20 protein-coding genes are annotated in these 20,406 nt (G+C 69.0%); 12 read left to right on the top strand and 8 right to left on the bottom strand.

Going from position 1 to position 20,406, the window contains the following annotated elements; translation table 11 throughout:
• Positions 1 to 140: 140 nt before the first annotated feature.
• On the top strand, positions 141 to 524 hold the full coding sequence (locus tag C5B97_RS13360; RefSeq protein ID WP_104253894.1) for a cold-shock protein: 384 nt from the start codon (positions 141 to 143) through the stop codon (positions 522 to 524).
• Positions 524 to 1,732 (top strand): DUF3027 domain-containing protein, encoded by a 1,209-nt coding sequence (locus tag C5B97_RS13355; protein WP_104312471.1) that lies wholly within the window; start codon positions 524 to 526, stop codon positions 1,730 to 1,732. The genes C5B97_RS13360 and C5B97_RS13355 overlap by 1 nt, the downstream gene beginning before the upstream one ends.
• A 103-nt stretch (positions 1,733 to 1,835) precedes the next feature.
• On the opposite strand, the gene serC is transcribed toward C5B97_RS13355, so the two are convergent.
• Entirely contained in the window at positions 1,836 to 2,951 is a 1,116-nt protein-coding gene (gene serC / locus C5B97_RS13350; RefSeq protein ID WP_104312470.1) for a phosphoserine transaminase, read from the bottom strand.
• A 76-nt stretch (positions 2,952 to 3,027) separates the two neighbouring features.
• On the opposite strand from serC, the gene C5B97_RS13345 reads away from it, so the two are divergent.
• From C5B97_RS13345 to C5B97_RS13325, 5 genes are all read left to right on the top strand, one after another.
• A complete protein-coding gene (locus C5B97_RS13345) occupies positions 3,028 to 3,765 on the top strand; it encodes a metal-dependent transcriptional regulator (RefSeq protein ID WP_104312469.1) in 738 nt (245 codons plus the stop codon).
• 276 nt (positions 3,766 to 4,041) lie between these two features.
• Positions 4,042 to 5,136 carry a C40 family peptidase gene (locus C5B97_RS13340; protein WP_181027010.1) on the top strand — a complete coding sequence of 365 codons (1,095 nt, stop codon included), beginning with the start codon at positions 4,042 to 4,044 and terminating at the stop codon, positions 5,134 to 5,136.
• Between the two features lie 181 nt (positions 5,137 to 5,317).
• Positions 5,318 to 6,496: an NlpC/P60 family protein gene (locus C5B97_RS13335; protein ID WP_181027009.1), complete on the top strand. Its 1,179-nt coding sequence runs from the start codon at positions 5,318 to 5,320 to the stop codon at positions 6,494 to 6,496.
• A 193-nt stretch (positions 6,497 to 6,689) separates the two neighbouring features.
• Complete coding sequence (locus C5B97_RS13330) at positions 6,690 to 7,730, top strand: C40 family peptidase (RefSeq protein WP_104312466.1); 1,041 nt, start codon at positions 6,690 to 6,692, stop codon at positions 7,728 to 7,730.
• A 335-nt stretch (positions 7,731 to 8,065) separates the two neighbouring features.
• Positions 8,066 to 8,560, top strand: coding sequence for an HNH endonuclease (locus C5B97_RS13325; protein WP_104253808.1), 495 nt, complete (start codon positions 8,066 to 8,068; stop codon positions 8,558 to 8,560).
• An 11-nt stretch (positions 8,561 to 8,571) separates the two neighbouring features.
• Here the strand turns inward: C5B97_RS13325 and C5B97_RS13320 are convergent, their stop codons facing one another.
• Positions 8,572 to 9,024 (bottom strand): SRPBCC family protein, encoded by a 453-nt coding sequence (locus C5B97_RS13320; RefSeq protein ID WP_104312465.1) that lies wholly within the window; start codon positions 9,022 to 9,024, stop codon positions 8,572 to 8,574.
• A gap of 33 nt (positions 9,025 to 9,057) precedes the next feature.
• On the opposite strand from C5B97_RS13320, the gene C5B97_RS13315 reads away from it, so the two are divergent.
• The gene (locus tag C5B97_RS13315) at positions 9,058 to 10,827 is read left to right on the top strand and encodes a helicase HerA-like domain-containing protein (protein WP_104312464.1); all 1,770 of its coding nucleotides are present in this window, start codon (positions 9,058 to 9,060) and stop codon (positions 10,825 to 10,827) included.
• Between the two features lie 164 nt (positions 10,828 to 10,991).
• Here the strand turns inward: C5B97_RS13315 and C5B97_RS13310 are convergent, their stop codons facing one another.
• The 5 genes from C5B97_RS13310 to aztB all read right to left on the bottom strand — a co-directional run bounded on the left by C5B97_RS13310 (position 10,992) and on the right by aztB (position 16,229).
• Positions 10,992 to 11,660 (bottom strand): AIM24 family protein, encoded by a 669-nt coding sequence (locus tag C5B97_RS13310; protein WP_104312463.1) that lies wholly within the window; start codon positions 11,658 to 11,660, stop codon positions 10,992 to 10,994.
• Positions 11,661 to 11,846: 186 nt separating this feature from the next.
• Complete coding sequence (aztD, locus tag C5B97_RS13305; RefSeq protein WP_104312462.1) at positions 11,847 to 13,034, bottom strand: zinc metallochaperone AztD; 1,188 nt, start codon at positions 13,032 to 13,034, stop codon at positions 11,847 to 11,849.
• A 65-nt stretch (positions 13,035 to 13,099) separates the two neighbouring features.
• On the bottom strand, positions 13,100 to 14,041 hold the full coding sequence (aztC, locus tag C5B97_RS13300; RefSeq protein WP_104312461.1) for a zinc ABC transporter substrate-binding protein AztC: 942 nt from the start codon (positions 14,039 to 14,041) through the stop codon (positions 13,100 to 13,102).
• A 2-nt stretch (positions 14,042 to 14,043) separates the two neighbouring features.
• Positions 14,044 to 15,360 (bottom strand): hypothetical protein, encoded by a 1,317-nt coding sequence (locus tag C5B97_RS13295; protein WP_146080818.1) that lies wholly within the window; start codon positions 15,358 to 15,360, stop codon positions 14,044 to 14,046.
• Positions 15,342 to 16,229, bottom strand: a complete 888-nt coding sequence (gene aztB / locus C5B97_RS13290) for a zinc ABC transporter permease AztB (protein ID WP_258068240.1) — start codon at positions 16,227 to 16,229, stop codon at positions 15,342 to 15,344. The genes C5B97_RS13295 and aztB overlap by 19 nt, the downstream gene beginning before the upstream one ends.
• Positions 16,230 to 16,283: 54 nt before the next feature.
• Here aztB and C5B97_RS13285 point away from each other — a divergent pair, with 54 nt between their 5' ends.
• The 3 genes from C5B97_RS13285 (at position 16,284) to C5B97_RS13275 (ending at position 18,127) form a co-directional block, all read left to right on the top strand.
• On the top strand, positions 16,284 to 17,003 hold the full coding sequence (locus C5B97_RS13285) for a metal ABC transporter ATP-binding protein (RefSeq protein WP_104312458.1): 720 nt from the start codon (positions 16,284 to 16,286) through the stop codon (positions 17,001 to 17,003).
• Between the two features lie 78 nt (positions 17,004 to 17,081).
• A complete protein-coding gene (locus C5B97_RS13280; protein WP_181027008.1) occupies positions 17,082 to 17,666 on the top strand; it encodes an HdeD family acid-resistance protein in 585 nt (194 codons plus the stop codon).
• Between the two features lie 5 nt (positions 17,667 to 17,671).
• On the top strand, positions 17,672 to 18,127 hold the full coding sequence (locus C5B97_RS13275; RefSeq protein ID WP_104312628.1) for a hypothetical protein: 456 nt from the start codon (positions 17,672 to 17,674) through the stop codon (positions 18,125 to 18,127).
• A gap of 162 nt (positions 18,128 to 18,289) precedes the next feature.
• On the opposite strand, the gene C5B97_RS13270 is transcribed toward C5B97_RS13275, so the two are convergent.
• Positions 18,290 to 19,582 carry a low temperature requirement protein A gene (locus C5B97_RS13270; RefSeq protein ID WP_219819801.1) on the bottom strand — a complete coding sequence of 431 codons (1,293 nt, stop codon included), beginning with the start codon at positions 19,580 to 19,582 and terminating at the stop codon, positions 18,290 to 18,292.
• A gap of 159 nt (positions 19,583 to 19,741) precedes the next feature.
• On the opposite strand from C5B97_RS13270, the gene C5B97_RS13265 reads away from it, so the two are divergent.
• Positions 19,742 to 20,332 (top strand): GNAT family N-acetyltransferase, encoded by a 591-nt coding sequence (locus C5B97_RS13265; protein WP_104312455.1) that lies wholly within the window; start codon positions 19,742 to 19,744, stop codon positions 20,330 to 20,332.
• Positions 20,333 to 20,406 lie beyond the last annotated feature (74 nt).

Raw genomic sequence — 20,406 nt, 5'->3', positions numbered from 1 at the left:
AACCAGACTAATCGACATGCGCGCCACCGTAGACTGGTTCGGATCAGCCGCACGCCGCGGCCGACCAGGGGAGACGAAGTTCGCCGCCCCGCCTGTGAAAGTTCGATCTGGTGCTCTACGCGCCGAACAAGGAGATGGCCATGCCCACCGGCAAGGTGAAGTTCTACGACGAGGACAAGGGATTCGGTTTCATTGCGGCCGACGACGGTCAGGAGATCTTCCTGCACGCGACGGCGCTGCCAGCAGGGACCTCGTCGGTGCGCCCGGGAACGAAGCTCGAGTTCGGCATCGCCGACGGCCGACGCGGTGCGCAGGCGCTGTCGGTTCGCGTCCTCGAGGCGCCCCCGAGCGTCGCGCGCATCCAGCGCAAGTCGCCTGATGACATGGCGGTCATCATCGAGGACCTCGTGAAGCTGCTCGACACGGTCGGCGGCGCGATGCGTCGAGGCCGCTACCCAGAGAAGCCGCAGGGCGCGAAGATCGCAGCGATGCTCCGTCGCGTCGCGGACGACTTGGACGCCTGATGACGAACGAGGCCGTGCTTCCAGCCCCGCTCGGGGTCGCCCTCGACGCGGCCGAGCTCGAACCTTCGCGACGGCTCGCGTGGGCCGCGCTGCTGGACGTGACGCCGGCCTCGGAGCTCGGCGAGCTCGTCGCCGTCGTCCCGGAGACGGATGACGGGGTCTACACCCTGCAGTACACGACCCGCCTGCCTGGATACCCGGATTGGCGCTGGAACGTCTCGCTGGTTCGGCTCGTCGACCAGGCGGAGCCGACGGTGCTCGAGGTCGAGCTGCTGCCCGGAGACGGGGCTCTGCTCGCACCCTCGTGGGTGCCGTGGTCCGACCGACTCGCCGATTACGAGGCCGCCCAGCTGCTCGAGGCCGGCGAAGCCGCCGAGGTCGGCGACGAGCCGGCCGAGGCGACGGGTGAGGAGCCCGCTCCGAAGTCGAGCAAGCGCATCCGCCGCACTCGTACGCGTCGCCGCATCGGTGCCGATGGGACCGCCGAAGTCGAGCCGACAGGCGCTGAGTCGGGTGAGGACGAGGCCACCGCCGCTGAGCCGGGTCAGCTCGCTTCCGCCGAGGATATCGACGCGGGCGCAGCGGCTGAGAAGCCGAAGAAGAAGAAGCGCAAGAAGGACAAGTCCGCGAAGAAGGCGAAATCGGAGGCTGGAGACGAGCCCGCGGCTGGCAGCGTTGAGCGCGGTGGCACTCCCGAGGACGCCTCCGGCGCTTCCGCCGACGAAGCACCGAGCGAGGGCAAGCCGAAGAAGTCGCGGCGCAAGCGTGTCGACCAGGCCAGTCCCGAGGCGATCGAGCTGACCGACGGCAGGCCGGACGAGGCATCCGACGAGACTGCCCCGCAGAAGCCCGAGCGTCGGAAGCGCAAGAAGGCCGTCAAGGCGGCAGACGCCGCGCCGGTCGTTGAAACGGGTGCGGCCGACTCGGCCGACGGGCCCGTCGCATCCGACCGGGTCGCTGCGGTGCACGCCGAGCCCGCGAAGGCCAAGGCTCGGGGCAAGCGCCGCCGCGTGGTGGTCGTGCCGAGAAGCGAGGACGAGCTTCCGGCGCAGGATCCCGTCGAATTCGGTGAGGCAGCCGACATCCGCGAGTTCGCCGACGACATGGACGACGTGTTCGATGGTGTCGATTTCGAGCCTGAGACCGCTCCCGACGACTCGCGGGCCGCGGACTCGACCGCTGCGGACACGGCTCGCACGGAGGACTAGCGCGACGCGGGCACCTTCCGCGGAGAGAGAAGGGGCGTCACCAGCAGCTGCTGGTGACGCCCCTTCTTCGTGCGTCGCTTCTCGCTCAGCGCGAGAGATCGACTCAGCCCAGGTGCTCGATCACGTAGTCGATAGCACCGGTGAGACGTCGGACATCGTCGGGGTCGACGGAGGTGAAGGTCGCCACCCGCAGCTGATTGCGGCCGAGCTTGCGGTAGGGCTCCGTGTCGACGATGCCGTTGGCACGGAGAGCCGCAGCGATCGCGGCGGCGTCCACGTCGTCGTTGAAGTCGATCGTCGTGACGACCTGCGAGCGTTCCGCCGGGTTCGAGACGAACGGGGTCGCATACGCCGAGGCCTCGGCCCAGTCGTACATGATCCCGGAGGATGTGCGGGTCCGGCTGTCGGCCCAGGCGAGTCCGCCGTTGCCGTTGATCCAGTCGAGCTGGGCCTCGAGGAGCAGGAGCGTCGAGATCGCGGGGGTGTTGAGCGTCTGGTTCTTCCGCGAGTTCTCGACCACGTGGCTGAGCTTCAGGAAGTCGGGGATGTAGCGGTCTGAGGCCGCGATGCGCTCGATTCGCTCGAGAGCGGCGGGCGACGCGATCGCGATCCAGAGGCCACCGTCCGAACCGAAGTTCTTCTGCGGAGCGAAGTAGTAGACGTCCGTCTCGCTGATGTCGATGTCGACGCCGCCGGCAGCGCTCGTCGCGTCGATGACGGTCAGTGCGCCCTCGTCACCGTGCACGCGGCGGATGGGGGCCATCGCGCCCGTCGACGTCTCGTTGTGCGGCCAGGCATAGACGTCCACACCGGCAAGGGCCTCGGGGGCGGCGATGGTGCCGGGCTCGGCGGAGCGCACGTCAGGGGCTGTGAGCCACGGGGCGGCGGCGGCCTTGGCGAACTTCCCGCCGAACTCGCCGAACGTCAGGTTCTGGGCGCGGTCGGCGATCAGGCCGAAGGCAGCCGAGTCCCAGAACGCGGTCGACCCGCCGTTGCCGAGGAGGATCTCGTAGCCGTCGGGAAGTCGGTAGAGCGACGAGAGCCCGGTGCGGACCCGGCCGACCAGGTCCTTCACCGGCGCTTGGCGGTGCGAGGTGCCGAGGATGCTCGTGGCCCCTGCGACGAGGTGGTCGATCTGTGCGGGCCGTACAACCGACGGGCCGCAGCCGAATCGGCCGTCGAGCGGAATGAACTCAGTCGGGATGCGAATGTCAGGCATGCTGCAAGCCTATGCGCGCGAGTGGCCTCGCTCGCCGCTAGGCTTGGCGGACCAATGCAACGGGAGGTGGCGGGGCGTGACCAATCTGGTGGACACCACGGAGATGTATCTCCGCACCATTCTCGACCTCGAGGAAGAGGGCATCACCCCGCTTCGCGCTCGGATCTCCGAGCGGCTCGGCCACTCGGGGCCGACGGTGTCGCAGACGATCGCCCGCATGGAGCGCGACGGACTCGTCTCCGTCGCGAGCGACCGCAGGCTCGTGCTCACCATCGACGGTCGCGCGAAAGCCACCCGAGTGCTTCGGAAGCACCGCATCGCCGAGGGGCTGCTCGCGAACGTGATCGGCCTGGACCTCGCGCAGGTGCATGAAGAAGCCTGCCGCTGGGAGCACGTCATGAGCGACGAGGCCGAGCAGCGCATCTTCGAGATGCTCGGGCGCCCGAGCGAGTCGCCGTACGGCACGCCGATTCCCGGGCTCGACGAGTTCGGCGCCGAGCCCGCTGAGGAGTTCCTGTCCGGCGTCGTGAGCGTCTCGACGCTGCTCGAGGTCGCGGCGAGCGGCGCGACGTCGACCGAGCCGGTCCTCGCGAAGGTGCGTCGCCTCGGCGAGCCAGTCCAGTCCGACCTGCAGACCCTTACGCTGCTCCGCGAGGCCGGGGTCCTTCCTGGCACCCAGGTCACGCTGCAGCGTCGCGGTGCGTGGATCGGTCTCCTGCCCGCGTCAGGCGGCATCGGTGTGGAGGTCTCGCTGGAAACCGCAGAACACGTCTACGTAGATGCGATCCTGAGCCCCGAAGGTGCGATAGGCTGAGATCTGGTCACGGCCAGCTGAAGATCTCCTCCGCGTTCTGCGGACCTCGAAGCGCCTGACTTCCGCTCTATTCCGGGACTCGTTACCTCGGCGTTAGGGTTCTGACACCGAAGCGTGACAATTCACAGGTTTTCCACTAGTGTTGTCCGAGTCATGAGCTATGCAATCTGCATAGCTGGCAGGCCGAGGCGCCGCATCCCGCTCCTCGACCTAGCTTCCCCTGGTAACAGGCAAGAGCGGGATCGGCTCCCAGGAGTCAGGCGCTGGAGGAACGACTTGGAAAACTTTTCGAATGCCACGGCACCGCTGACGCGACGCCAGGCTCGTGAGATCGAGCGCCGCACGGGCCAGCGCCCGGTGGCGACCGTCGGTGTCGCGGGTGTGTCCGCGCCGGTGATCGAGGCTTCGGTCGCAGAGATCACCTCAGCGCCCTCTGCATCTGTGCACGACACCGCTCACATCGAGCGCAACGAACTCGGTGCGCTCGTCTCCGTGCTTCCCACGACCACGGCACTGCCCCAGGTCGCTGGCGATGAGGCCGTCGAGACGAAGCTCGCCGACGTCATCGAGATCCCCGAGGCATTCACGGGGCGCTCGCTGAGCATCCGCGCTGCCAAGCCTGCCGCAGTCGTCGCTCGCCAGCGCCGACGCACGGCAGGTGGCTTCGCCGCCGCTGCCACGGCGGCCGCGATTGCGACGGCTGGCGTCGTCGTTCCGGCCGCAGTGGCTGACGGCAACGGTGCCGACCAGGCCCAGGCCAACCTCGTCGCCGCTACGACCGTTGAGACGGACGCTCCGGCGGCCGAGCCCAGCGCGACAGCCGAGGCCACCGAGGAAGCGACTGCCGAGCAGGTCTCAGTTGACCTCGTCGCGGCCCCCGAGGTCGCGGTCGACCGCACCGAGTCGAGCGTCGTGACGTTCTCGAGCGACCAGGTCGCCGAAGTCGTCGCAACTCCTGAGCCCACGGCAACGGCAGACACCCGCGCCTCGACCGGTGGCACGACGTCCACCGGCGGAAGCACCTCCGGCCAGGCCACTTCGGCTTCGACCGGTGGACTCAGCGTCGACTCGTCGAGCGTCTCTTCCGCTGCCATGAGCTACGTCGGCACGCTCTTCGGGTCGTGTGACCTGCTGACGCAGGCTGCGTATGCAGCAGTCGGCATCTCGCTCCCGCGTGGCGTCTCCGCGCAGGCAGCGATGGGCACACCGACCACGAACCCGCAGCCCGGCGACCTCGTCGTCTGGCCCGGTGAGCACATCGGCATCTACGCGGGCAACGGAATGGTCATCGACGATCCGGGCGACGGCTCGCGGTCGGTCATGTACCGCTCGATCTCGTGGGGCAGCCCCTACTTCGTGACGCTCCGCTAAGCAGCGATTCACCTCGACAAGCGCGTCCAGCTTCTGCTGGGCGCGCTTCGTCGTTATGGCTCCGTGATTCCGCGTGCATCGATTTGTGACCTGGCCGTGACAATTCTGTGACCTTTGTGTAGGCTCGTACGCGTCGAGGATGCCGGTTCCAACGGTGTTCGAAAACACCCGAGGAGAAGTCTTGAGCACATCGAGCACCCCGCGCACGGACAGCACCAAGGTGCTGACCCGCCGCGAAGCCCGCGCGATCGAGCGGCAGACCGGAGTTCGGCCAGCCGCGGCTCCCGCGGCAGTCACCGGGGTCTCTGCCCCGGTCATCGACGCGTCCATCGCCGAGCTCTCGGCGACGGAGACCTCGCGCCCTGACGCCACAGCAGCATCCGTGCACGACACGGCTCGCATCGAGCGCAACCAGCACGGCTCGCTCGTCTCTGTTCTTCCCGTTGCGCCCGCGGTCGACCGCGCCGCCTTCCAGGCAGCCGAGCAGGCCGACGATGCGCCCTCGGCCGACGTGACCCCCATCTCGGAAGCCTTCACGGGCCGAGCGGTGAGCATCCGTGCGGCCAAGCCGGCCGCGCTTGTAGCCCGCGGTCGCCGCCGCACGGCCGCGAGCTTCGCCGCCGCCGCGACGGTTGCCGCCGCCGCCACGGCAGGCATCGTCGTCCCAGCGGCTGTCGCAGATGGCAAGAGCGAGGTGCAGTCACAGGCCAACCTGGTCGCAGCGACCGCACCGGACGCAACTGCCGCTCCCGCCGACACCACCACGACTCCCGCCGCGGAAGCTGCGCCCGCCGAGGAAGTCGCCCTCGTCGCGGCTCCCGAGGTCGCCGTCGACCGCACTGACTCGACCGTCGTCTCCATCTCGAGCGACGACCTGGCCGCGGTCGCCGAGACCCCGACCCCGACGCCGACTCCCGATGAGACTCAGGAGCCAGAGGCGGAGTCGTCGACGTCGTCCAGCACATCGTCCGGCGGCGGCACCAGCAGCCAGACCTCGACGACCTCGTCGTCGCCATCCTCGTCAGGTGCTTCCTCATCAGGATCGGGCAACGTCGACACGTCGAGCTTGATCGCCGCCGCGCACAGCTACGTCGGCTCGTACTTCCCCGCCTGCACCGATCTCACCAAGGCCGTCTACGCCACGCAGGGCATCTCGCTGTCTGGATCGGTCAGCAACCAGATCGCAGGCGCCCGCCAGACGTCCAGCCCCCAGCCCGGCGACCTCGTCGTGCAGCCAGGAGCGCACATCGGCATCTATGCCGGCGACGGAATGGTCATCGACTCACCCGGATACGGCGGCAAGGTCGTGCAGTACCGCTCCATCTGGTGGAGCAACCCCGTGTACTACACGTTCAACTAGGTTCGGCCAGTTCGGACTCGTTGCATCACGACGCCGCGCACAGCATCTGCTGTGCGCGGCGTCGTTCTTCGTGACCCAAACGTGACGTTTTGGGATGCTTCTGTGATCTGAGCGTGACAATTCCGTTATAAACGGTTACGCTCGTCGGAGTCCAGGGCACCGGTTGGTGCTCAGCTCCACCCGAAGGAAATCCATGAGCACCACGCTGACTCGTCGCGAGGCACGCGCCATCGAACGCCAGACCGGTGTGCGCCCCGTCGCAGCTGCCACGAAGTCGCTGAGCGCATCGGCGTTCGCCTCCGTCGCCAACCATCAGTCCTCTGCATCCGCTCAGGTCGAAGAGACCGGTCGCATCGAGCGCAACGCGATGACCTCGCTTCTCTCGGTCGTCCCTGCCGAGCAGGCCGCGGCCACGTCCGCCGGAGCGGCCTCATCCGGACCCGCGGTTCCAGCATCGTTCGCGGGCGAGCGCGCCATGACGTTCCGTGCCCCACGCCCCAAGCAGCTCGTCGCCCGGCGCCGCGTCGCCGGCGGCCTCGCCATCGCGGCGTCGCTCGCCGCCGTCACGACCGCAGGCGCCATCGTGCCGAGCACGATGGCGGCGCCGGCCAGCGAGGCAAGCCTCTCCAGTGCCGTGACAGCCCAGGACGGCACCTCCGACGACACCAACGCAGACGCGCAGAACGACCAGGCATCCGTCGAGGCGGCCATCGCCGATGCGGTCGCCGATGCGACTCCCGCCGTTCCTGCACCAGAGACCGTCACCGACCGCACCGAGACATCGGTCGTCAGCTTCAGTGCAGACCAGGTCGCCGCCGTGGCGACGCCCGAGCCAACGGCCGACGCGACTTCGGCAGACACGACAAGGGCTGACGCCAGCGGAGCGAGCGGACAGAGTGCTGTCGGCGCCAGCGTCGTCGAGACCGCCTCGCAGTTCATCGGCGTCTCGCCGTACGTGTTCGGCGGAGCGACGCCAGACGGCTTCGACTGCTCCGGTCTCGTGAAGTACGTCTTCGGCCTCCACGGTGTGGATGTCGCGCACGGCGTGAGCGCGCAGGCGGCCGCCGGAACGCGTGTCTCCGACCCGCAGCCGGGCGACCTCGTCATCTTCCCGAACTTCCATGTCGGCATCTACGCCGGCAACGGACAGATGATCGACGCTCCGACCGAGGGTCGCATGGTCGAGCTCGGCGGCCTCGACGCCGGTGGCAGCTACTACTTCGTGCGCCTCTGACCCCTCGGTCCTCCTGATGCGGGAGGGGCAGCTTCCTGTCTCGGGCCTTTCCGGCCCGTGAACAAGCGAAGATGCCCCTCCCGCATTCTGCATGCGTGGTCTACGCTGATGCCAGATCGACGACACTCGGGAGCGTCAATGAGGGCACGCAGCAGCATCCACGCCACGGATGCGCGCGCGTGCTCAGCCCTCGACGTCTACCAGAGCGGTGAAGCCTGTCAGACCATGCGAATACAGGCCGACGAGTCTCGTCAGTCCATCTACCTACTCGATTCAAGGGTGCCGCCGATCCGGGCGGTGCCCTTTTTTCGTACGGATGCGAAAGCAGGTCCGCGATGCGAACTCTCGTCCTGAACGCAGGCTACGAACCACTCGGGGTGGTCTCCGACCGGCGGGCGCTCGTGCTGGTGCTCCACGGCAAGGCAAGCGTCATCGATGTGGATGAGGAGCACCCCGTGCTCGCGTCCAGCGGCGTCTGGGAGCGGCCTCGCGTCATCCTGCTCACCAGGTACGTGCGCGTGCCCATGGCGCGCATGCAGCCCGTCAGCCGGAAGGGAGTGCTGCGCCGGGACGCGAACCGGTGCGGCTACTGCGACGGGTTCGCGAACACGATCGACCACATCCTGCCCCGCTCGAGAGGAGGGCGCGACAGCTGGGAGAACCTCGTCGCGTGCTGCCTGCGCTGCAACAACGTCAAGGGCGACAAGACGCCGGGGGAGATGGGGTGGCGACTCCGCCTCACCCCACGGCCGCCGCGGGCCACCGGCTGGTCACCGCGCAGCGTCGAGCGTGAGCTGCCGGAGTGGGCCGCCTACCTGCCAGCCGCTTAGCGGTTCCGCTGTCAGACGGCGGCGAGCTGCTCGGCCCGTGATGCGAACGCGTCGGCACGTTCCTTGAGCTCGCGGTCGAATACGGGCTTCGTCGCAGCTCCGAGCGTCGAGGCGAAGACCGGGGAAGCGAGCTTGTACGTGTACTTCCAGGTCGCCTTCGTGCCGCCGTCGACGGCCTCGAACCGCCAGCCCTCACCGAACGAGGCGAGCCAGGCAGGGCCCTTGACCATCTCTGCGGCGCTCATGAGCGGCGCGTGCACAACACGCAGCTCGAGGATCATGCGCCGCCCGCTCGGGGTCTTCGTGAAGAAGTGCGCGCCAGGGTGGGGTGCGCTTGCGCCGCGGATGTACTGGCTGCGGACGACGCCAGGGTCCCAGCTGCGTGCCTCGCCGACGGTGTGCGCGAGCGCGAACGCCTCGTCGGGGGAGAGTGGCACGATCACGGACGCTTCCAGCTGAGGCATGGAACCAAGTCTAGGAGTGACTAGCCTGGTGCCATGACTGACGCCGATGCCCGTATCGAAGCCGCACGCAGAGCACTCGAGGAAGCCACGGCCGCCCTCGCTGCCGCCGAGGCAGAGGCTGAGGCCTCCGCGGCCGCCGAGTCCGAGCCCGTGCCCGTGCCCGAGCCCGCTCCCGCTTCCGCCACCGCGGCGAGCGTCTCCGGTCCGCTGGACGAGCAGCAGCTCGAGGCCGTGCGTGCCGGGTACGCGTTCGAGGCGGCTGCGCTCGAGATCGGCGCCATCGTGAACGGCGAGGCCGTGCCAGGGGTGCCGGTGCGCATCCCGCTTGCGATGACGAATCGCCACGGGCTCGTCGCTGGGGCAACTGGCACCGGCAAGACGAAGACCCTGCAGGTGCTCGCCGAGCAGCTCTCGGCGGCTGGGGTGCCCGTGTTCGCGGCCGACATCAAGGGAGACCTGTCCGGCATCGCCACCCCGGGTGAGCCGAACGACGCGCTGCTCGCGCGCACGCGGGGCATCGGCCAGGACTGGGTGCCCGCTGCCGCGCCGACCGAGGTGTTCTCGCTCGGCGGGCGGGGCATCGGCGTTCCGATCCGCGCGACCGTGTCGAGCTTCGGACCCCTCATGCTGTCCAAGGTGCTCGGCCTCAACAAGACGCAGGAGTCGAGCCTCGGCCTCGTCTTCCACTTCGCGGATGAGCACGGGCTCGCGCTCGTGGACCTGTCGGACCTGCGCACGGTGCTCCAGTACCTCACGAGCGCAGAAGGCAAGGCCGAGCTCGAGGGAATCGGCGGCCTCTCGAAGCAGACCGCCGGCGTGATCCTGCGGGAGCTCGTGAACTTCTCCGAGCAGGGCGCTGACATCTTCTTCGGCGAGACCGAGATCGATACCCGCGAGTTCCTGCGTGTCACGGACGACGGGCGTGGGGTCGTCAGCCTGCTCGAGCTCCCCGGAGTGGCCAGCAACCCGGCGCTCTTCTCGACGTTCCTCATGTGGCTGCTCGCGGACCTGTTCAACGAGCTCCCCGAGGTCGGCGACCTCGACAAGCCGAAGCTCGTGTTCTTCTTCGACGAGGCGCACCTGCTCTTCTCCGGCGCCTCGAAGGCATTCATCGAGCAGATCACGCAGACGGTTCGGCTCATCCGCTCCAAGGGCGTCGGCATCTTCTTCGTCACGCAGACGCCCAAGGACGTGCCGGACGACGTGCTCGCCCAGCTCGGCTCGCGCATCCAGCACCAGCTGCGGGCACACACGCCAGACGACGCGACCGCTCTGCGGCAGACGGTGCGCACGTATCCCAAGAGCGGGTACGACCTCGAAGAGGTGCTCACGCAGCTCGCCACCGGTGAGGCGATCGTCACGGTCATGAACGAGAAGGGCGCGCCCTCACCGGTCGCCTGGACTCGGCTGCGCGCCCCGCAGGCATCCATGTCGCCGACCCCGGAAGATGGCCTCCGGCAGCTCGTCGCCTCGTCGTCCCTGTACCCGCGGTATGCGCCGGTGCTCGATCCGCAGTCGGCGCATGAGGTGCTCACGTCGAAGATGAACGCCGCGGCAGAGCGGGAGCGCGCGGAAGCTGCGGCCGCCGAGGCCGAGAAGCAGGCCGCGAAGGATGCGAAGGAGCGGGATCGCGCCGAGAGGGCCACGCGCTCGCGCACGCAGACCCGCACCACCACCAGGGCGAGGCAGGATACGGGCGGCGGCAATGTCGTGAGCGACCTCCTCGGCTCGCGCACCGGCCAGACGATCGTGCGCGAGGTCGTGCGCGGCGTGTTCGGCACGCTCTTCAAGAAGCGACGCTGACCGGCCGAGCGCGGTCCGGCCGGGCATGACGGAGGCGGGTGGCGGATCTCCTCGATCCACCACCCGCCTCCGTCATGCTGCCGCGTCGTTCAGCTCAGTGCGCTTGAACCGACGTCGACGACGAACTCGGTGCCGCCCTTCAGCGCCGAACCTGCCCGGTCTCCTCAGGCGGTGGCGACGATCGGCACGCCCTCGCTCGGCTGCACGACGACGAACCCGGGCCCGTGGAATGCCAGCTGGAACGACTCGCCCGAGCCGCGGCCGATGAGCGAGCCCATCTTGAAGTCGTTCTTGATGGTCGGCTGCAGGTTCTGCGACCAGCAGATCGCCGCCTGCGGGTCGACGAAGGTGGGCTGCACGGAGCAGTCGAGGACCATGGGCGGGCCGTCGCTCGAGACGGCGACGGTGCCGTGTCCGCCGACCTCGAGGTTGAAGAGGCCGCCCGTCATCATGCCCGCGTTCGCGAGCATCTTGATGTCCCACTGCAGGTTCGCGTCGAAGGCGAGGAGGTTGGACGTGTTGATGGTGATGCCCTCGCCCTCGAGCGTGAGCGTGAAGACGTCCGCGCCCTGGCGGGCGAAGAAGACCTCACCCTGGCCGCCGACGCGCATGAGCGAGCCGCCCTCGCCCGAGACCATCTTCTTCATGAACTTGCCGAGGCCGCCGGAGCCCTCGTGCTTGAAGTCGAACTGGCCCTGGTAGGCGACCATGGCGCCCTTGGCCGCGAGGACCTCTGGGCCGAAGCCGACGCGCAGCATCTTCTTCGACTGCAGCACCCAACGCTCGGTGCTCTGGCTCTCCCGGTTCGCTTCCGCGAATAGCTCGCTGCGCATGCTCATTCTCCTTGTCGTCTGCTTCACTGAAGCACGATGCCTGCAATCGCGGGGCTGAGGGCCTCGCTGTTCGGAATCATATTGCCGTTCGCTTGCGGGGCGCATGGGGAGTGCTCCCCATGCGCCCCGGGTTTCGCTCAGGCTCGTGCGGTACTGCCGAGCCGCGGAATCCTGAGGGTGGCCGCTCTAGCTCAGCGCGATCTCGTTCGGCACACCGGGGAGCGTCTCCGAGGTGGTGATCTCCTCGGTCTCGAGGTCGACCGCGTGGATGCTGCTGGTCGCCGGGTCGGTGACGTACGCGATGCCGTCCTGCACCTTCAGCGCGGGGTGGGCATCCTGCCACTCGGCCGGCCCCTCCCACGCGTCGATGACCGGGATCGAGGTGATGAGCGAGCCGTCCGCCTCAGAGAAGAGGTGCAGCGAGCCATCGGAGCCGAGGATGATCGCCTCGTTGTCCGAGCCGCGACCGAGGTCGCGGAAGGTGTAGCCGACACCCTCGGGGAGCTCGTGCACCGAGATGGTGCCGGCCGCCGTGTCGACGAGGCTGAAGGCCTGGAGGAGGTAGCCCTCGGCGTCCGGATCCGACTTGTAGTCGCCGAGCGCGATGGCCGATTCCTCGGTCGTGAACATGTTGCCGATTCGACCGAAGTCGTCCGGTGACGAGAGCTTGGTGATCTCGCCGTTCGCGTAGGCGAGTGCGCCGTTCTCGCACCCCACGATGACGACCTCATCCTTCACGGTGCCCTCGCCGTGCACGCCGGGGCACTCGGTCGAGCGGGCGACCTCGTTGCCGTCGGCGTCGGTCGCGACGATGCCGGTGCGGTCGCTGAGCGTGGTCACGAACGTGCCGTCGGAGAGCTCGATCGACACCCCGTGGTGAGCGGCGTCGCTCTCGACCGTCGTCGTCTCCGGCAGCGTCGTGTTGTCGGCGAGGAGCGCATCCGTGTCGAAGATGACGGAGTCGCCGGTGCCGTCGAAGAACAGCACGGTCTTGCCGGCGTGCGGCACGGCGTGGCCGGCCTTGGAGCCCTCGAACGTGAGGCCGGTCAGGGCCGGCTGCTGGGTGTCGAGCACCTGGAATCCGGTCTCGGTCGTCACCAGCACGTTCTGGCCGTCGCCGACGGGGTTGACGCGCGTGAATCCCTCGATGGGCACGTCGCCGACCACCTCGAGGGTCGCAGCGTCGAGAACGACGAGTCCGCCGTCGTAGGTGAGTGTGACCGTCTCGGATGCAGGTGCGGAGGCGGACCCGGGGGTTGCCGCCGCTTCACCGGGGGCGGCCGGGGTGGTCTGCGCGCAGCCGGTCAGGGCGAGGATGCCGAGGGCGGTGACGGCGATGGCGCCGCGCGTCTTCGATGGTGATGCGTTGGTCATGGAGACCTTTCTGTGTGCGGACTTGCTTCTGGGATGGGGGATCGTGGTCGGGGCTGGTCGGAGCATCAGGGCGCGAGGCCTGAGGTGATGCGCTCCGTGTTGGCGCGCATCATCTCGAGGTAGCTCTCGGCACCGCCGCCCGCCGGGGTGAGCGATTCCGTGAACAGCGGCTCGACGCGCACGTCGATGCCAGCCTCGTTCGCGAGGGCGCGGGCGAGGTCGTCCGGGCTCGATGCATCGGCGAAGATCGTGGAGACGCCGGCGGTCGTGATGTCCGCGCTGAGCTCGGCGAAGTCGGCGGCGCTCGGCGCGGCCAGCGTCGTCCCACCGGGGATGACGGTGCCCACGATGGTGAAGCCGAACCGGTCTGCCAGGTAGCCGAAGACGTGGTGGTTGGTGACGAGGCTCTTCGACGCGCTCGGGATGGTGTCGAACTGGGCCTGCATCCACGTGTCGAGTTCGTCGAGCTGACCGGAGTAGTCGGCGACCGAGGCATCGAGCGCCGCCTGGTCGAGGCCGTCGACGTCCGTCGAGAGCTGTCGTCTCAGGGCGTCGACGACCGCCGACATCCTGGCCGGGTCGGTCCAGAAGTGAGGGTCGTCCATGCCTTCCGCGTCCCCTTCCGTGTAGGCGAGTGGCTCGAAGGCGTCGCTCGCGACGAAGTGGGGGATGCCCGCCGCGTCGACCTGCGTGAGGTGCTGCGCGACTCCCTCCTCCAGGCCGAGCCCGTTGGAGACGACGAGGTCGGCGTTCTCGATGGAGGCGGCCTCCTGCGCGGAGAGGCTGAAGGAGTGCGGGTCGGCGCCGGGTCTCATGAGGGTCGTGACGGTGGCCTGGTCGCCGACGAGCTCGGTCACGACGTCGCCGAGGATGTTCGTGGTCACGACGATCTCGGGCCGGTCGTCGGTTCCCGTCGCGCTGCAGGACGCGAGACTCGCCGTGATGGTCACGGCGGCGAATGCGGCGGCGATCGTCCGGACGGTCGGGGGCTGGGTGCGGCTGGTCATGGTCAGTTCCCCGTCTCGAAGGCGAAGGCCGGAGGGGAGGAGAGGTCGAGGGTGCGGGCGATGCGGGCGCCGTCCTTGTAGTCGATCTCGTGCAGGTCGGTGGAGGCTGGAGTGCTCACGTAGGCGCGGCTCGTGTCGACGGAGAGGTGGACGCTCGCGGCGGAGTCCGGGGTGCCGATGAGCCCGGTCTGTGTGCCGGTCACCTCACCGGTCTCCCCGTCGATGACCAGCAGCGTGCCTTGGCGGTCGACAGCGACGATGCGGCTGCTGTCGTCGGCGACTGCCACGGCGGTGAGGATCGGGTCCGCAGTGGGGATGAAGCTCAGCTCCTGCGTTCTGGACGAGGCGAGCCAGATGCCTGCGTCCCCGGCCGGGCCTGCGACGGCGGGCCGGTGCGGGCGGTTCTCGAGCGAGCTCGCCGGGCCGACGGGTGCAGCGCCCTGGGCTGTCGTGCTGCTGACCGCCGGATAGGCGACCTTGGTGAGGGCGGGGGCCGCGGACTCGGCGCCTGCCTCCGCGGCAGCTGCGAACACGAGGCCGTCGGAGCACGCGAAGGTCGCACCGAGGCTCGTCTGCTGGACGTCGCCCAGTCCCGGGCATTCGACGTCGACGCCCAGGTCCTGACCGTCGAGCGAATAGGCGCCCAGCGTCGGCGCTCCGCCTGGCGACTCGACGCTGCTGGCGACGACCGCATCGCCGACCGGGGCTGCGGCCGCACCGTGGGCGGTGGACTCGACTCGGGCGAGCTCGACCACCTCGCCCTGTCCGAGTGCGTGACGATCGAGGATGACGGTGGTCCCGGAGTCCTCGAAGCTGAGGGCTGCGACGGCCTCGTCCGAGGAGACGCGGGCGGGTCCCGCCTCCGCGAGCTCCCCGGTGATGCCCGGAGCCGTGCGGTAGTAGTGCACGTGGTCGCCGTGCGGCACCGTCCACACACCCGTGTCGATCACCTGCGTGGTGCCGTAGCCGTCAGCTCCGGACCCCGTGAAGACGAATCGCCCATCGCTCGCCGCCCAGACAGGGTTGGCGACGGAGTCGAGCGTCGAGCTCTCGCCAGTCAGGAGGTTGAGCACGTTCACGGAGCCGTCCGCTCCGATGCTTGCGATGCTCGACTGGGCTTCCGTGAGCTCCTCGGCGCCGGCGACGAAGCCGTGCGGCTGCTCCTCGGGCGCAGCGCTTCCGGCGGGCGCCGCATCCTCGGGAACGGGGGAGGTGCACCCGGCGAGGGTGAGCATCCCGACCGCCGCCAGGGTGGCGACGAGGGGGTGTCGACGAACGGATGCGGGGGAGAGGGGGAGGGTTACGGGTGTGCGGGGCAAGACGTGACGCTTTCTGCTGGAGCGGTGGATGCGGAGGAGGTGCGGGCGCGCGCGCCGCGGAGCCGGGCCGGACGCACGAGCGCGCCGACGGCGACGGACAGCACGGCGGCGAGCGCGATGGCGGGGCCGGCGGCGATCGCGAGGTGCCAGGAGGCGTAGAGGCCGACCACCACAGCGGCGACGCCGATGGCGCTGCCGAGCGCCATGATGCCGACGACGCTCTTGCGTGTGAGGGATGCGGCGGCAGGGGGAGCCAGGAGGAGCGCCGTCACGAGCAGGGTGCCGATGGCCTGATACGACGCGATGACGGCGAGCGCGACGAGCGCGATGAGGGCGAGGCTCGCGCGCTCCGGGCGCAGGCCGAGGGTGAAGGCCTTGCGCTCGTCGAAGGCGAGTGCCGTGAACCCGCGGTGGAAGAAGGCGAGTCCGGCGACCGCGAGCACGAGGGATGCGCCGATGAGCCAGAGCTCTGCCGGTCCGATGGCCAGCACGTCGCCGAACAGCATGGCCGTGACGTCGACCGCGAAGCTCCCCGATCTCGAGACGATCGCGATGCCGAGCGCGAGCATCCCGACGAAGAGGATGCCGATGGCGGTGTCGTTCGAGAGGCGGGTGCGCTTCGTCAGGGTGCGCACGCCGACAGCCATGACGGCGGCAGAGGCTGCGGCGCCGGCGACGGGCGGGAAGCCGAGGAGCACAGAGAGTGCGACGCCGGGCAGGATGCCGTGGGCCAGCGCCTCGCCGAGGAAGGCCATGCCGCGCAGCACGACCCAGGTGCCGACGCAGGCGCACAGGACGGCGGCGAGGGAGCCGCCGATGAGGGCTCTGGCGAAGAAGCTCGCTTCGAGGGGATCGGTGAGGAAGGGCACGAGGAAGGACCGTAGCATAATGAAAACGCTTCTCATTACCGATAGGGTTCGAGCATGGCCGCCCTCACCACACTCGCGAACGCAACTGTCCGCTACGACTCCCACGAGGCGCTCGCGGGCGTCTCGCTCGAGATCGCCCGCGCCGCGATCACGGTCGTCGTCGGGCACAACGGCTCAGGCAAGAGCACGCTGCTCGGCGTGCTCGCCGGGACCACGCCGCTCACCTCCGGGTCACTCGAATGGCACGACTTCGACGCATCCCCTGGGCGGATCGCCTTCGTGCCGCAGCACGCCCGACTCCCAGAGGCCTTCCCGATGACCGTCGGGGCCGCGGTCGCGATGGGCAGGTGGGCCGAGCGAGCACGAACCGGCATCCGCCTGCGCCGTCGAGCGCACGCGGATGGGCGCCGGAGCTCCGACGCCCAGCACGTGCGCGAAGCCATCGAGCAACTCGGCCTCGGCCCTCTGCGCGGACGGCTCCTCGGCGAGCTCTCCGGCGGCCAACGGCAGCGCACGCTCATCGCGCAGGGCATCGCGCAGGACACCGAGCTGCTCCTCCTCGACGAGCCGACGGCAGGCGTCGACGCCGAATCGAACGAGCGCATCGCAACCTGCCTCGCCGCACTCGCGGCACGCGGCAGGACGATCGTCGTCGCGAGTCACGACGCCCACGAGATCTCGGCGGCAGACGCCGTCATCACCCTCAGGGACGGTCGGAGGATGGGCGAAGAGCCCACGCCGTCGGTGGGCCTGCGACGCGCGCTTCGTCACTAGGATGACGGCAACCCCTCGCTCTCCGGACGAGGGGCGTCGACGCCGCGCGCGGCGCATCCCCCACTGAAGGAGTCCGCAGTGAGCCAGTCCACCCCCATCGTGCGTTTCAACCTCAACCCGACGCTCCTGAGCCCGAAGCAGGTGACGACGCTGCGCTGGATCTTCGGCATCGCCGGCGCAGTCGCACTCATCCTTGGCATCGTCGCGTTGGCTTTCCCCGAGAAGGCGCTCACCGCCATCGCGTGGGTCTTCGGCATCTTCTTCGTGTTCACCGGCGTGTTGCGCCTCGTGCGCGCCATCGTCTCCAAGGGGCTCCCCACCGGGTGGCGCGTCTTCAACGCGGTGGTCGGCCTGCTGCTGATCGCCGGTGGAATCCTCGCGCTCGTGCAGCCCGCGGCGCTCATCGACGCGCTCGGCATCCTCATCGCCATCACCTGGATCATCGAGGGCATCGCATCGCTCGCGGATGCGTCCCCCGACCAGTCGCGCTGGTTCGCGATCATCTCGGGCGCGCTCAGCATCGTCGCAGGTCTGCTGATCCTGCTGTGGCCGGCTGGGATCGTCGTCGTGATGCTCTGGATCGTCGCGTTCATCCTCATCATCGGCGGCATCACGCAGCTCGTGATGGCATTCCGGTTCGGCAAGACGGCCCGGAAGGCGTGACGATCATGGCGATCAAGAGCACGGATATCCGCCTCGCCGACGAGGCACCCACCTCGCGGCTTCGGACCGTCAAGCGCGTGCTCCTCGGCGGCTTCCTCGTCTTCGCGGGGGTCACGCACCTGACCGTCGCGCGGGATGAGTTCAAGGCACAGGTGCCGAAGTCGGTGACCAGATACGCGCCCCTGACGACCGACCAGGTGGTGCTCGCATCCGGAGTCGCCGAGATCGCGCTTGGCCTGTCGCTGCTCTTCGCCCGTCGATCCCAGCGGCCGACCGTCGGCTGGGTGGCCGCGGCGTTCTTCGCGGCCGTGTTCCCCGGCAACCTCGCGCAGTTCGTGCACCGCCGGGACGCGTTCGGGCTCGACACCGACAAGAAGCGCTTCCTTCGCCTCTTCTTCCAGCCCGTGCTCATCGCCTGGTCGCTGTACGCGACCGGAGCCTGGCGCCGCCGCGTCAGGTAGGAGGGCGGGCTCGCCCGAGCCGCCGCCAGTCTCGGCCCGGGCGCCAGCAGACTCGGGATGGGTTTCTCGCTTCCGGATGGTTTGTTTCCCATCCCGAAGCGAGAAACCCATCCAGAGACGCGCGCGAGGTGGGTGGAGACGCGGCGGCAGCCCGCGGCGGAGCTAGTGGGGTGCGGGCGCGTCCTGCTCGATGCGGTCGAGGTGCGCCGCGGCGTGGCGGTGCCCCACCGACTCGTAGCCGATCACGACGACGACGGGTGCGAGCATCCCGACGAGCAGGCTGACCGAGATGCTGGCGCCGTTGGCGGCCATGACGACACTGGCAGCGAGCACGGCGACGGATGCGAGCGCGAGCAGCGCGTGGAACGCGTCGATCGTGCGCAGCAGGTACGAGTAGAGCGTGAACACCGTGAGCAGGAAGATCAGCACGGGGATCGCGACGGCGAGCACCGCCGTGACGTCGCTCACGTGGTAGTGCTCGTCGAACGTGTACGCCACGATGTGGAGACCAGCTCCGGTCGCGGCGATCGACGCGAAGATGAAGAAGTGGCCGTAGCCCCACGGGAACGAGCGCTCGCGGTGGACGTGCAGCACCTCGGCCGCTGGCACCATGAAGTACACCCACCACATGCCGAAGATGAGCACCATGCCGACGACGACGAGCACGATCGCGTCGAAGCTCCAGCCGTACTCGGTCGTGACGGTCGTGACGGCGGCGATCGTGCCGAAGACCCCTTCTCCGAGCGCGATGATCGCGAGCAGCGAGTAGCGTTCGGCGATGTGGTGTGCGTGCCAGGGCGTTGCCGTGCCGTTCTTGGCGCCGCGGCTTTCGGCGACGAGAGGGCCAGCGATCTCGACGAGGAGCGCGACGAGTCCGCCCAGCAGTGCGAAGACGAGCGTGAGCGGGAGGATCGCGATGACGATCCAGAGGATCTGCGCGACGGAGACGAAGACCGCGTACGTCATGGCCGTCGTCCGGTACTGCGAGCCGCTCCGGGCCGCGCGGAGCCACTGGCAGACGAGCGCGACGCGCATGACCACGTAGCCTGCGATCATGACGCGGTTGTCGAGCACCTCACCGTGGTCGATGGACTCGAACATGGCCGGGAGGCCGAGGGCGAGGATGACCACGCCCGCCATCTGCACCATCGTCAGCAGCCGGAAGAGCCAGTCGTCGGTGTCGAAGGCCGAGGCGAACCAGGAGAAGTTGATCCACGCCCACACCAGCGAGAACATCGCGAAGCCGAAGCCGATGATCGCGGGCACCGTGTGGCCTTCCGCGATGCCGTGGGCGAAAAGATTCCCGGCGGCGGCGAACGACGCGGCGAACGCGAGGTCGTAGAGCAGCTCGAGCGGCGTCGCGGCGCGTCCCTGCTCGTGAGTGTCGCGGCCGAGCATCCGCTGGAGCCCGTGGTTCAGCCGCCGCGGGGCAGGCTTGAGCGTTTCTGAGGTCATGAAGTCGTCCGATCTGGCGAAGTGAGCGAGCTCCGGAGGTCTCGCAGACCGACGCTGATGTTCCCCCACCGGCTCCGAAGCCTGTACATGTTACGTCGTCCTCCGCGTTCCCGCGCGTCGTCTCCGTGTGAGCACATGTGCAGATGCGACACTGCGGGGGTGGATGCACACCTCCGACCATGGGTGGCCGACGATGCCCCCGCCCTTGCGAACGCGATGCGGACGTCGCCGGACCTCGCAGCGCAATTCCCGGGAGGGGTGCCTTCGACGGAACTCGACTTCGTCTCGTACATGGCACAGCACCTCGTCTCCGGCACGGCGAAGCACGACTTGGCGATCATCGTCGACGGCATCGCCGTCGGCAACGTGGGGCTCAGCAACATCGAGCACGTGCACCAGACGGGCTGGGCCTACTACTGGCTTGCGAAGGGGGCGCGGGGGAGGGGCCTCGCCACGCGGGGCCTCGCGACGATCGCCGACCTGGCGTTCACGGAACTCGGCCTCTTCCGCCTCGAGCTCGGGCACCGGACGGGCAATGCAGCCTCGTGCCGCGTCGCGAGCCGCGCTGGCTTCCGGCCGGAGGGCATCGAACGACAGAAGCTGCGCTACGGGAAGCAGCGCTTCGACGTGGAGACGCACGCGCGCCTGACGCTCGACCCGGTGCCGGACATCGAGCTCATCCCGCGCACGGCCTCCTTGACCGGACCCCGGCAGTCGGATCTGACTCGCCCGGATCTCGGCACCGCCTGACCGAGCGCGAGCGATGCGGGACCGGTGTCCCGGTCGGGTGCCGTCGAGTTCATGCGGGGTAACGCAATTGCACG

The sequence above is a fragment of the Pseudoclavibacter sp. RFBB5 genome (assembly GCF_002931555.1).
In the GTDB taxonomy this organism is placed as follows: domain Bacteria; phylum Actinomycetota; class Actinomycetes; order Actinomycetales; family Microbacteriaceae; genus Pseudoclavibacter.
This window is presented reverse-complemented; position numbering and strand designations above follow the sequence as displayed.

Coding starts and splice junctions, on each gene's coding strand:
- serC (WP_104312470.1), bottom strand. CDS start 2,951: ATGCCTGACATTCGCATCCCGACTGAGTTCATTCCGCTCGACGGCCGA.
- aztC (WP_104312461.1), bottom strand. CDS start 14,041: ATGACCAGCCGCACCCAGCCCCCGACCGTCCGGACGATCGCCGCCGCA.
- C5B97_RS13360 (WP_104253894.1), top strand. CDS start 141: ATGCCCACCGGCAAGGTGAAGTTCTACGACGAGGACAAGGGATTCGGT.
- C5B97_RS13310 (WP_104312463.1), bottom strand. CDS start 11,660: ATGCGCAGCGAGCTATTCGCGGAAGCGAACCGGGAGAGCCAGAGCACC.
- C5B97_RS13315 (WP_104312464.1), top strand. CDS start 9,058: ATGACTGACGCCGATGCCCGTATCGAAGCCGCACGCAGAGCACTCGAG.
- aztD (WP_104312462.1), bottom strand. CDS start 13,034: ATGACCAACGCATCACCATCGAAGACGCGCGGCGCCATCGCCGTCACC.
- C5B97_RS13330 (WP_104312466.1), top strand. CDS start 6,690: ATGAGCACCACGCTGACTCGTCGCGAGGCACGCGCCATCGAACGCCAG.
- C5B97_RS13355 (WP_104312471.1), top strand. CDS start 524: ATGACGAACGAGGCCGTGCTTCCAGCCCCGCTCGGGGTCGCCCTCGAC.
- C5B97_RS13270 (WP_219819801.1), bottom strand. CDS start 19,582: ATGACCTCAGAAACGCTCAAGCCTGCCCCGCGGCGGCTGAACCACGGG.
- C5B97_RS13325 (WP_104253808.1), top strand. CDS start 8,066: ATGCGAACTCTCGTCCTGAACGCAGGCTACGAACCACTCGGGGTGGTC.
- C5B97_RS13285 (WP_104312458.1), top strand. CDS start 16,284: ATGGCCGCCCTCACCACACTCGCGAACGCAACTGTCCGCTACGACTCC.
- C5B97_RS13275 (WP_104312628.1), top strand. CDS start 17,672: ATGGCGATCAAGAGCACGGATATCCGCCTCGCCGACGAGGCACCCACC.
- C5B97_RS13320 (WP_104312465.1), bottom strand. CDS start 9,024: ATGCCTCAGCTGGAAGCGTCCGTGATCGTGCCACTCTCCCCCGACGAG.